10 protein-coding genes are annotated in these 11338 nt (G+C 44.0%); 5 read left to right on the top strand and 5 right to left on the bottom strand.

From position 1 onward, the window contains the following. Nucleotides 1-604, bottom strand: a 604-nt coding sequence (locus PN499_RS09240) for a homoserine kinase (protein ID WP_417063871.1), incomplete at its 3' end; no start/stop codon positions are given. Nucleotides 605-834: 230 nt separating this feature from the next. Here PN499_RS09240 and PN499_RS09235 point away from each other — a divergent pair. Beyond that, nucleotides 835-1179 carry a hypothetical protein gene (locus PN499_RS09235; RefSeq protein ID WP_272031512.1) on the top strand — a complete coding sequence of 115 codons (345 nt, stop codon included), beginning with the start codon at nt 835-837 and terminating at the stop codon, nt 1177-1179. Between the two features lie 95 nt (nt 1180-1274). Here PN499_RS09235 and PN499_RS09230 read toward each other — a convergent pair whose 3' ends face one another. Further along, the gene (locus PN499_RS09230) at nt 1275-2510 is read right to left on the bottom strand and encodes a vWA domain-containing protein (protein ID WP_272031511.1); all 1236 of its coding nucleotides are present in this window, start codon (nt 2508-2510) and stop codon (nt 1275-1277) included. Between the two features lie 372 nt (nt 2511-2882). Here PN499_RS09230 and PN499_RS09225 point away from each other — a divergent pair, with 372 nt between their 5' ends. The 4 genes from PN499_RS09225 to PN499_RS09210 all read left to right on the top strand — a co-directional run bounded on the left by PN499_RS09225 (nt 2883) and on the right by PN499_RS09210 (nt 5996). Beyond that, nucleotides 2883-3551 (top strand): ATP-dependent Clp protease proteolytic subunit, encoded by a 669-nt coding sequence (locus PN499_RS09225; RefSeq protein ID WP_272031510.1) that lies wholly within the window; start codon nt 2883-2885, stop codon nt 3549-3551. Between the two features lie 34 nt (nt 3552-3585). Then, entirely contained in the window at nt 3586-4179 is a 594-nt protein-coding gene (locus PN499_RS09220; protein WP_007358019.1) for an ATP-dependent Clp protease proteolytic subunit, read from the top strand. 85 nt (nt 4180-4264) lie between these two features. Next, nucleotides 4265-5350, top strand: a complete 1086-nt coding sequence (locus PN499_RS09215; protein ID WP_272031508.1) for an exostosin domain-containing protein — start codon at nt 4265-4267, stop codon at nt 5348-5350. Between the two features lie 37 nt (nt 5351-5387). Beyond that, nucleotides 5388-5996: a J domain-containing protein gene (locus PN499_RS09210; RefSeq protein ID WP_272031506.1), complete on the top strand. Its 609-nt coding sequence runs from the start codon at nt 5388-5390 to the stop codon at nt 5994-5996. A 38-nt stretch (nt 5997-6034) separates the two neighbouring features. Here PN499_RS09210 and PN499_RS09205 read toward each other — a convergent pair whose 3' ends face one another. From PN499_RS09205 to PN499_RS09195, 3 genes are all read right to left on the bottom strand, one after another. Next, nucleotides 6035-6157: a hypothetical protein gene (locus PN499_RS09205; RefSeq protein ID WP_272031504.1), complete on the bottom strand. Its 123-nt coding sequence runs from the start codon at nt 6155-6157 to the stop codon at nt 6035-6037. Between the two features lie 380 nt (nt 6158-6537). Next, entirely contained in the window at nt 6538-7209 is a 672-nt protein-coding gene (locus PN499_RS09200; RefSeq protein WP_272031503.1) for a class I SAM-dependent methyltransferase, read from the bottom strand. Nucleotides 7210-7390: 181 nt separating this feature from the next. After that, nucleotides 7391-11329, bottom strand: coding sequence for an alpha/beta fold hydrolase (locus tag PN499_RS09195; RefSeq protein ID WP_272031502.1), 3939 nt, complete (start codon nt 11327-11329; stop codon nt 7391-7393). Nucleotides 11330-11338 lie beyond the last annotated feature (9 nt).

Here is an 11338-nt window from a genome sequence, read left to right as displayed (position 1 = left end):
GCCCTGGCTTACTAAGAGGGGGTTCTGAATTTAGCCCTGGCTTACTAAGGGGAGATTCTGAATTTAGCCCTCCCTTACTAAGGGGAGATTCTATAACTGCGGCATTTAGCCCCCCCTTAGTAAGGGGGGGTTGGGGGGGTTCTCCTTTAGTAGCAGCAAGGCGACACCCGCCGAACAAAGCGGGGACAACATTATCGGGATGGCCTTCGATCGCGATCGCTAACTGCATCACTTCTACGGAAGTCAGAGGTTCCCCAGCTAAATAATTTGCCCCGACTAACCCGCCTGCGATCGCGGTTGCCGAACTTCCCAAACCCCTCGCCAGCGGTACTCCCAAACTAATATCAATTGCCACCGAAGGCGGGGACTGACCGAGATATTCGTATAATTTCACAAAAGCTTGATAAGCAAGATTGCTGCTGTCTGTTGTGACTTTTGCGGCTTCTGCACCTGTGGCGGTAATTCTGAGCGTTTCCGCTTCTTGTAATAGGGAAAACTTGAAATGATTGTACAGAGTCAAAGCGGCTCCAATGCAGTCAAAACCAGGCCCTAGATTGGCAGTAGTAGCGGGAACAGTAACAGTGACAGTGGAAATAATAGACATTTTTTGAATATTCAATTAATCAATTAACTAGCATTGCATATAATTGGTTTCAGAAGGAACAAGGAAGATAGGAGCTATACCTTCTGACTTCGGCTTGAGGCTTCGACGGTGAGCCCTTCAAGAGCGTCAGGAACCGCGCTCAGCCGAACACTGGTTACGCCTATACAGAATAGTTAAAAAATAGCTAAAATTAAAACTATCTCAAAAAGCAAAGTAAAGGAGAAAAATCTATGAGTACAGAGCGGTGGGATGACGATCGCTTAGATCGTTTAGCTAATACAGTAGAACGTATTGGCGATCGCATGAATGCTTTCGATATTCGCATGGATGCTTTAGGTGCAAAATTAGAAGTCACGGTTAATATCGCAGAAAGTAACGCTCGCGTGATTCAAGCTTTAGCAAATGTGGCAGCAGAGGCAAGAGAAGAACGGCAGCAGTTATTTGAGAGAATGGATCGACAACAGGCTAATATTGAACGGCAACAGGCTAATATTGAGGGTTTAAGAATTGAGACGGCGCGGATGCTCGATCTTCTGTTAAATCAGCGCGATCGGGGGGATAATCCTACTGCTTAATCCATAATTAGTCCGCGTAGGCGGACTTTGTTTGTATAGCCGCGATTTCAATCGCCTAGATATTGTTAGCTACATTAACTAAGCGATTGAAATTGTTACTTCAAGATTGTTTTAGACACAATCCGAGTTTTCTTCTTCTCACTTTCCGATAATTCCTCTCCCGACTGCAATCTAGTGGCTGAAGTTTGCAATACTGTGGCTGCACTTTTATCGCCCATTTGTAAAGCTGTTTTAGCCGCAGTTTGTAGCATCGTAGCTGCACCAGCGCGATCGCCTTGCTGCAATTTTGTTTCAGCTATTTGAGTTTGTCGATATTTCGCTAAAGCAAAAATATGTTGCTGTACCTGTGGGTTGGGTGCTGGCTGATAAGCTCTCATAATATTAGCTTCAACTGCTATGGGATCGGATAGTAAAGCTTCACCAATGGCTGGGTCGTCATAGCGGACTTGCAAGTGCGCGATCGCTTGCCTACCTTCTGGCAATTGTCCAATATAAAGATTAGCCAAGACTACTCGCTCTACATCCTTCATTAAATCTCCCAACCGTACTATCAAGCGATCGCCTTCTTTCTGGACTGGTAACTCGATCGTATCCGGGGCAACTTGAGCAATCGGTTTTAGTTCCGCTAACCGCACCTTTGGCAATAGAGAAAATAGTAAATAAGCATTAGTAAGCCCTACAGATTGAAGGCGGGTAAACAGGCGGCTAAATTCGTCTATTGCTTGTTCGGGACGCTGAATATAAGCAAGAGTACCGCCCGCTGCATCGGCAATTTTTTCTAAAATATCTTGATTCCAGTCATCGCCAAACCCTAGCGAATTCAGCGTCATATTGTAGTCAGCAGCTAGTTTTGCTAATTTCAAACAGCGATTATTATCGCCGTGTTCGTTTTCACCATCAGTCAATAAAAAAGCTTGGGAAACCGTTTCTGATTTGCCCTTACCCATTTCCTCAATTCCCAGTTTTAATCCCTCATCAATTGCTGTGCCACCGGAGGATCTTAACTTGTCAATTTGCTTTTTAATATTGGCGGGGTCGTCAATAAATTGGTTGGGGACAATAACTTTAGCCTTGTGATCGAAAGCAATCACCGATAAGCGATCGCCTGGTTTCAATCTATCCACCAGTCGGCCCGCCGCCTGTTTGACAGTATCGAGGGGTCTGCCACCCATAGAACCGCTGTGGTCAAGGATCAGGCACAGATTTAAAGGTACGCTGCGATCGATCGCAGCGGCGGAGGCAGAAATCGAAATTGATAGCTGACGCTGCGTCGAGGGCGCTGCTGCATCAAGGTTGGCATCATTGAGAGCAGACTGTAAACTAACTTTCATAAAGACCTCCAAAACGGAAACCCATCGCCTAAAGGCATGGCAGAAGTTTTTGCGGCTTTAGCCGCCGTCAAGTCAAGACCACAAGGCATAATTAGTTTATGGATGGATAAACAAACTCACAAATTTGAGTTTTGGAAGCAAATTCCTACCACCAACCACAAACACCAAGTAAGCACAACCTGGGCCACCAGGGAGTGTAAGCAAGGCTTTTTGGCAAAGCCCTGGGGCGTTAGGTTTGCCTAACTCTCAAAAATCCTATCCCTTTTAGGGCTGGGAGTGTCAAGCGGTGTACCTTAAAATTACGCTACTATTTCTTTAGGATAGCTCCACCAGCTCTACCGACAACTCCGTATCAACTCACCCATTAAAGCTATGCAATCGTCTTACTATGGGGATGCGAACTACCGCACGCCCCCGCCGGATTTAGAATCGCTGTTGTTGAAGGAACGGATTGTCTATCTGGGGATGCCCCTGTTTTCCTCAGATGAGATTAAACGGAGTGTCGGCATGGATGTAACTGAGCTAATTATTGCTCAACTACTCTATTTGCAATTTGACGACCCCGAAAAGCCGATCTATTTTTACATCAACTCCAGTGGCACTTCTTGGGGAGATGAGGGCTATGCAATTGGCTTGGAAACTGAAGCCTTTGCTATCTGCGATACGATGAGTTACATCAAGCCTCCTGTTCATACAATTTGTATTGGTCAGGCGATGGGAACGGCTGCCATGATTTTATCAGCAGGTACTAAAGGATTCCGGGCAAGCTTGCCTCACGCTACTATAGTTTTGAACCAATCTAAAACTGGTGGCAGAGGTCAAGCTACTGACATCCAAATCATGGCTCAAGAAGTCTTGTTAAACAAGAGAACTGTTGTGGAAATCTTCGCTAAAAATACTGGTCAAACTGTAGAGAAGATAGCCAAAGACATGGATCGAATGTTTTATCTGACACCGGCTGAGGCCAAAGAATACGGTCTGCTAGACCGCGTTTTAGAAAGTAGCAAAGACTTGCCTAAACCTTTGGCTGCTCTCAAGTAAATTTTGTTCACCCTCATAAAACGAGTAGAGTCCTATGCCTATTGGTGTCCCTAGTGTCCCATACCGTCTCCCCGGTAGTACCTATGAGCGGTGGATTGATATTTACACTCGTCTCAGTCAGGAACGAATTATCTTTCTGGGTCAAGAAGTAACGGATGGTTTGGCTAATCGAATTGTTGCGTATTTGCTATACCTAGATTCTGATGATTCTACTAAGCCGATCTTTATCTATATCAATTCACCGGGGGGTTCTGTTACTGCTGGTATGGCTATTTTTGATACCATGCAGTACATTAAATCTGAAGTGGTTACTATGTGCGTTGGTCAAGCAGCTTCAATGGGAGCTTTCCTATTAGCAGCAGGGACTAAGGGTAAGCGGTTGGCTTTGCCTCACGCACGGATTATGATCCACCAGCCTCTTGGCGGTACGCGCGGCCAAGCAACAGACATTCAAATTGAAGCTAAGGAAATTTTGAGAGTACGACAACAACTCAATGAAATGTTAGCTAAGCGGACGGGTCAAACTTTAGAAAAAATTCAGAAGGATACCGATCGCGATTATTTCATGTCTGCTGCGGAAGCGAAAGAATATGGTCTCATTGACCAGGTAATTGAGGAAAGGGTATAATCAGTTGTGGCGGGGAAAGTACCCCGCCCGCCTAGTCCCAGATTTGGGTTAGGAATAAACAGGACTTGTTGTGAAGAAAAAGAAAATGCTCTCTGAACCTAAAAAGCCTGTCGAAATATGGATTAATGAAGATTTGCTACTTCCCAATGTTCGCTTAGCCCCCCTGCTGATGCACCTCAGCCCGCTGGATACTAATCCAGAGTTACAATTTTGGAATTTGCTCAGGGATAAATTGCCGGAGCTAGTTGAGGTTCACCGCTTTAAAAACTTTGCAGATGCAGGCCAGATTGTGGTAACGCCACATTTTATTTCAGATTATTATAATCGTAAAAGGGAGGGTGAATTACATAAATTTAGGCGCAAAGTAGTAGCATCAAAACGGACTCTCGTCACCTTTTCAAATTCTTTGGAGTGTAAACCGTATGAGGGAGAAATATTTTTTTCCGCCTCAACTTACCGCAACAAAAGAGAAAAAGCAATACCCATGCCCCCATGGATTTTCGACCTGGGGGGGAAGATAACCCCTATCCCCAAACCATCAATTCCTACTGTCGGTTTTGTGGGCAATACTGAATACCCATCCCGCCTAAATTCGCTGATATTACGTTATATTAAATTCTCTGATTCTATGGTTAATTGGATGGCAGGCAGCCTGTTTGTCAATCGTAATCTGAATATGGCAAGGCGAAGGTTGATTGCACGATTAGTCAGAAAAAAAGTAATTCATGAAGTGCAAAAAGCACAAAACCTACAAACATTTTTGATTGAAAGAAAGGGAGATTTTTTCGATCTTCCCTGGGAAGAAAAGCAGCGCCGAAGAGCTGAGTATATAGAAAGTATCCAGAATAACGCTTACACTTTAGTGATGAGGGGAGACGATAATGGCTGCTACCAACCCTGGGAGGTGATGTCAGCAGGGCGGATTCCCGTCTTTATCGATACTAATACGTTTTTACCGGATTTGGAAGAGATAAAATGGGAAGATTTTTGTGTCATCGTCCCCTTTTCGGAAGTACACCGGATTGGAGAGTATATCCAAGCTTTTCACGATCGACTTTCGGAGGAAGAGTTTGCTGAGGTATGCCGGAAATCTCGCGCTGCTTTTGAACAGCTACTACCTCACAATTTTATTTTGAGGATTTTAGAAATCATTGCTAACAGCACCAACTAATGATATATTTTTATATGGTTTTGCCGTCTTAAAATAGATGGATATTGCAGATTATTATCGGCAGTTAGGGTTAAGATTAGGTGCGAGTTTGTCGCAAGTTAAGTCGTCTTATCGGCGGCTGGCGAGAGAGTATCATCCCGATGTGAATCCTGGGGATGAAGCAGCTAAGAATAAGTTTATTGCCCTGACTGAGGCTTATAAGTTTCTCTTGGATGTTGCGCCGCCTGATGTTCAGGAGGGGAAACAGCCTGTTTCGACATCCGCATCGGCGGCAGTGCGGGCTCAACCACAGGCAGTTAAAGTAACTCGCAAAGAACGACCTATTGAATATAATGGGGCGCTGTCGGAAGCTGACCAAAAGTTGAAGCGGGATTCTTATTTACAGTTACAGCAGTTACTTAAATATCAGAGGTTCCCGCGCGCGATCGCACTGGTGGAAGGTTTGGCGCAGCGCATTCCTGATGATATGGAGGTGCGGCAATGGCAGGCGATCGCTTATCAGCGCTGGGGAAGGCACTTGATCGGCGAACACCAGGTTGATAAAGCTAGAAGTTATCTGAAAAAAGCTCTGCGGACTGACCCTCACAACCGCGCTCTCTGGGCGGAAGTTGAGCGGGATTTTCGCCGTTTGGAACGGATTTATTAACTTCTGGCGTTTTTCATTACCAGGAGGTACGCATTTTACTAATTGCGGAATTGAATCCCCAGCAATCTCAGGGAGCGATCGCGACGATCGTAATTCTTTAGTGTCATCTCCTTCAGTCTGCGATCGTCGCGTCCATCTTGAGCGATATTTATGACGCTCAAAGCTTTACTCATCAAGCGATAGAGGCATTGTCACCCCTAAAATAGAGTAGCTAAATCCTCCTCCCATCCTCCCTATCCTCCCCCACTCCTCACACTAACATCACAATCCAGAACGGTTTGTTTACCAAAACTTTAAATAAGGGGTACAACCCCACATTACCAGAGTGATATATTATGTTACTTAGATGCACCCTGATGGCAGGGAGAGTCGCTAAGGTGGCTCTCTCTTTTTTTTTGAGGTTGGAAACCAGTAGGAAGTTCAAAAGCTGGGGAGAGAGATTGCTTTGTGGCTCTCCCTAACCTGTGGCGGGATAAGTAAAAGGCAGAATTCTTTTCCATCTTGCCATTCTAGATAACGAAAGCCTTTTCCCTTCTACTGATTATTTTATTGCCGTAAATAGTGCAGTACAACCAACAACTTGAACTGAATAACTCGAAAAATTCGATGCTAACGCCTTTTTTAAATCTTCAACGTTATCCTGCCAATTAGTGAAAACACCAGTGTTGTTGTAAATGTGCATTACTATTCTCCCTAAATAATTGTGCTTAACTCCAGAGCCGAGAACAGTAGAACCAAATAAAACCGCACCATCTTTCATCAAAGGTTTAAGGTACTCAAAGGCTACTGTTTTTGTCGCCATAGTTCCAGGCAGACAGTGCAGTAAGTAGTTAATGCCGATAGAATCAAACTGATTGGGTTCGATCGGTAATGGTTCCAGCACAGATGCTTGATAGCAAGAGGGATTGTAGCGTTTAATGCGCTTTGAGGTAAACTCTAAACTATTAGCATTTAGATCCAATAAACTAATTTTTGGCTGCTGAGAAGGAAAGCGACATTTATCCAAATAATATCCCGATCCAACTCCGACATCTAAGTGACAAGCAGAAATATTTTTGTTGTAAAAATTGAGTAGCCTAGAATAAGAGCATTTCCACAAAAAACGAGCCGAAATTCCCACGATCTTGTCATATTCAGACAAAATATCTTCTGTGTAAACGGCTTGTCCTTTGATTACTCGCTCTTGGTTGATGGGCAAAGAAGTTGCATCCATGATTTTTCCTTTGTTGTTAGTTGTTAGACGATCTAAAATCCTTTACAATCGCCCTTTTAATTCTTTTTCTCTTTTCTTTTAGGAGGAAAGTCTCTGTCACTTTAAATCAAGGTATGTAGTTGTACTAAAGCCCTCTGTCACATACAGAAAGAGCGCTTTAGCGCAACTGCATACTATTTATTTATTTATGAGAATTAACGCCAGATGACGTTAATGAGCGACTAAAAGGAGAGACTTGGTGATGTAGAAAGCTATTAGGTGCTAATTCGCGGCAAATAGTTTGTAAAACCTGTTCGCGATCGCTCTCTAAAAATAAGTGAGAACCTGCAACAGCTTCAAGGTGGAAGCGGCTCAAAGTCTGTAGGTTCCATGCTGCCATATCTTCTTGGCTCACAAAGCGATCTTTGCTTCCCGCAAAAGCCGAAATCGGACAATCAAGCGGTGCATTATCCTTGTAAGTATAGCTCTCAAGAGCCAGAAAATCTGCCTTCAAAGTCGGTAACAGCGCCTCCATCAGTTCAGTGTTTTGCAGCACTTTAGATGATGTTCCTAAACTGCGGAGAAACCTGGTTAAATTCAGAGGAGAAGTCAAATCGAGAGCTGGGAAAGGATTAGGTAATTGGGGAGCAATAGTTGCCCCAATAAACAAGTGAATTGGCAACAAGCCGAACCGATCGCGAAGGGACTTTGCTACCTCAAAAGCTAGCAGCCCACCTATGCTATGTCCGTAGAATGCAAAGGGTCGATCGAGCATTGGTTTCAAGACATCTGCCAAAACTTCAACTAACTCTGTAAATTGAGTAAAAGGCGCTTCGCTGATGCGGTTTTCGCGGCCAGGAAGCTGTATTGGACAGACTTCTATTTCTGGTGGTAACTGTGACTCCCAACTGCGGTAGGTTGAAGCGCCACCACCAGCGTAGGGAAAGCAAAATAAGCGGATTTTTGCAGAAGTAGAAAACTCAGATTTATTAATCCAACTCAAATGAGTATCTTGAGAAACTGTCAAAGCTGCAATCTCAAGTGTTGGCAATAATTCTTCTATTGCTGGCGTTAGTTGAGAACTCATTTTTAGGGCTAGCTGAGTGATAGAAGGCCCTGCTATCAGTTCTTTCACTAGCAAGCTGATTTCCAAATCTTTCTCAATCTGATTTTTGAGTTCGACGACCATTAAAGAATCAAATCCTAATTCCCTTAAAGACGCTTCGAGGCAGACTTCAGATCGTTTTACCCCCAATCCCCGGACTACTTGCTGACAAAGATAAGACTCTAATAAAGAGGGGCGATCGCTATTTTTGGCAGCTAATATTCTGTCACGCCAAGTTACTTTTTGGGAATTTAATCCCGCCGTAGATAGCGCCAGATCTGCTTCTTCAAAGATGGAATGCACTGGTGCAAGTGAGGTCTGCTGTTCGCTGACTATTACTCTTGCTGCTGGCTCAATCCAATATCTTTGGCGCTGGAATGGATAAGTAGGAAGTAGCACTCGGCGACGGGAATAGTCTTGGTCAAATGCCGCCCAATCAACATCGGCTCCATGAACGTATAATGCTTTTAAACTCGCAAGTAATTGCTGCCAGTTAGAGCGTTCTTTGTGAAGTGAAGACAGCCAAACTGCTGTTGTTTCTGGGAGGCATCTGCGTCCCATCTGGATTAATGGAGAGTGCGTTCCAATTTCAAGGAAGATATCAATTTGTAGAGCTGAAAGTGTATTAATCCCGCTTTCAAAATTGACAGGTTGCAGAATTTGATTGCACCAATATTCAGTGCATCCCATTTCAGTGATTTGGGCGCTTTCTCCTGTTACTGTTGAAATTAGCTCAATTTGTGGTTCTGCATAGGTGATTTGAGCTGCAATTTGCCTAAAATCATTCAGAATTGGTGTCATTAAAGGCGAGTGGAAGGCGTGGGAGACTGTGAGCTTATGCGTCCACAGTTTTTGAGGTTGCAGGTCTGAAAGTACCGCAGAAATGGCTTCAGAAGTTCCAGAAATCACTGTTTCTTCTGGGCTGTTGATGGCTGAAATTACCACATTTGGCTGGTAGGGTGCGATGGCGGCTTTTACTAACTCTGCATTCGCTAAAATAGCAACCATCTCGCCATTTGGAGGTAGTGCTTGCATCAGCCGACCGCGTTCTGCAACTAACTTTATGGCATCTTCTAAGCTGAAAACTCCGGCTATGCAGGCGGCTACGTATTCGCCTAAACTGTGACCAATAACTGCATCTGGCTTGATGCCCCAAGATAGCCATAATTGAGCTAAAGCATACTCGAAAGCAAACAAAGCTGGCTGGGTATAAGCTGTTTCATTGAGAGGAGAATCTACGCCCTTTTCTAGGTAAAGAACATCTAGCAGCGGCACTTCTAAATAGGGTTGTAGCAATCGATCGCAGCGATCGAGAGTTTGGCGGAATGTCGGTTGAGTATTGTAAAGTTCGCGCCCCATGCCGATGTATTGGGAACCTTGACCGGTAAATAGGAAGGCTATTTTAGGCGGGTTGTTAGTGGAACATTTGGTAATGACTTCGCTAAAGTCTTCACCAGCAGAGAAGTCGGCTAATTGTTCGCGTAAATCTTGTGCGGAATCAGCTACAATTCCGATGCGGTAATTATGGTGCGAACGTCCTGCATTGGCAGTGAAACAAATATCTGTTAAGGGCTGATTGGGCGATCCTTCGATGTGAGTTTCGTATTTGGCCACCAATTCATTTAAAGCTTTTTCAGTTTTGGCCGAGAGGCATAATAAATGCAAGGGGCGTTCGGTTTCTGATGGTATGGAGGCTACTTCTGGCGGTTCTTCTAAGATGACATGAGCATTAGTTCCACCAATGCCAAAAGCGCTGACTCCGGCGCGGCGAGGAATGCCATTTTCAGTTGTCCAAGGTTGCTGTTTTGTGTTGACGTAGAAGGGACTATTGGCAAAATCTATTTGGGGATTTGGTTCTTCAAAGTTGATGGTAGGAACTAACAGTTTATGTCTCAACATTAACGCAGTTTTAATGAAGCTGGTAACTCCGGCTGCTACATCAGTATGTCCAATATTTGGCTTCACGGAACCAATGGCGCAGAAGCCTTTCTTTTCGGTATAGTGTGAGAAAGCTTTAGTTAATCCTGTAACTTCAATCGGGTCGCCTTGGAGAGTTCCTGTACCATGAGCTTCTACATAAGTAATAGTTTCAGCATCTACTCCTGAATTGAGAATTGCTTCGGCAATTGCCTCTGCCTGACCTTGAGAACTAGGCGCTGTATAGCCGATTTTGAAACCACCATCATTATTAATTGCTGAACCTTTGACTACTGCATGAATACAATCTCCATCAGCAATAGCATTAGCGAGTAGCTTGAGAATGACAACACCGACACCGCCACTAAAAACAGTTCCTTGAGATTTGGCATCAAAAGCTCGGCAATGTCCATCGGGAGAGTGCATCATTCCCTCTTCATATAAATAACCTGCATTTTGAGGAAGATAGATGGAAACTCCACCGACTAAAGCAATATTGCATTCACCCATTAATAAGCTCTGACGAGCTAAGTGAATCGCTACCAATGAACTCGAACAAGCTGTTTGAATGTTGAGACTAGGCCCTTTTAAGTTGAATTTGTAAGAAACTCTTGTTGGTAAGAAGTCTCTCTCATTAGCAATCAAAGCTTGGACATTTCTTGATGAGAGAATCGAACTGCGAAAATCAAGGTTTGGATAAACATTTCTTAACAGGTATGTACTCAGAGATTGACTGGCATAAACGCCAATCGAACCTGAATAATTTTTAGGATTATAGCCAGAAGTTTCCAGAGCTTCCCAAGCAGACTCCATGAACAAGCGATTTTGAGGATCTAACATTTCCGCTTCTTTCGGACTATAGCCAAAGAAGGAAGCATCAAACAAATCAACATCATCTAGCACAGGAGCTACTTTCACATAATTCGGATTGCTTGCAGTCGCAGCATCGACACCAGCAGCTTCCAATTCTGCTTCTGAGAAAAAGGAAAGAGATTCCACGCCATCTTGTAGATTCTGCCAAAATTCATCAATATTTTTCGCTCCAGGGAAGCGACCAGACATCCCAATAACGGCAATATCTAGTTCATTACCTACACCCACGTTTTCAATTGCTTCCATTCTAATGGA

The organism is Kamptonema animale CS-326, assembly GCF_028330895.1.
Taxonomy (GTDB): domain Bacteria; phylum Cyanobacteriota; class Cyanobacteriia; order Cyanobacteriales; family Microcoleaceae; genus Kamptonema; species Kamptonema formosum.
The sequence above is the reverse complement of the archived record's forward strand: the minus strand, read 5'-3'. Positions and strand labels throughout refer to the sequence as shown.

Excerpts from the sequence above, each read along its gene's own strand:
- PN499_RS09235 (WP_272031512.1), top strand. The coding sequence starts at position 835 with ATGAGTACAGAGCGGTGGGATGACGATCGCTTAGATCGTTTAGCTAAT.
- PN499_RS09230 (WP_272031511.1), bottom strand. The coding sequence starts at position 2,510 with ATGAAAGTTAGTTTACAGTCTGCTCTCAATGATGCCAACCTTGATGCA.
- PN499_RS09225 (WP_272031510.1), top strand. The coding sequence starts at position 2,883 with ATGCAATCGTCTTACTATGGGGATGCGAACTACCGCACGCCCCCGCCG.
- PN499_RS09220 (WP_007358019.1), top strand. The coding sequence starts at position 3,586 with ATGCCTATTGGTGTCCCTAGTGTCCCATACCGTCTCCCCGGTAGTACC.
- PN499_RS09215 (WP_272031508.1), top strand. The coding sequence starts at position 4,265 with ATGCTCTCTGAACCTAAAAAGCCTGTCGAAATATGGATTAATGAAGAT.
- PN499_RS09210 (WP_272031506.1), top strand. The coding sequence starts at position 5,388 with ATGGATATTGCAGATTATTATCGGCAGTTAGGGTTAAGATTAGGTGCG.
- PN499_RS09200 (WP_272031503.1), bottom strand. The coding sequence starts at position 7,209 with ATGGATGCAACTTCTTTGCCCATCAACCAAGAGCGAGTAATCAAAGGA.
- PN499_RS09195 (WP_272031502.1), bottom strand. The coding sequence starts at position 11,329 with ATGGAAGCAATTGAAAACGTGGGTGTAGGTAATGAACTAGATATTGCC.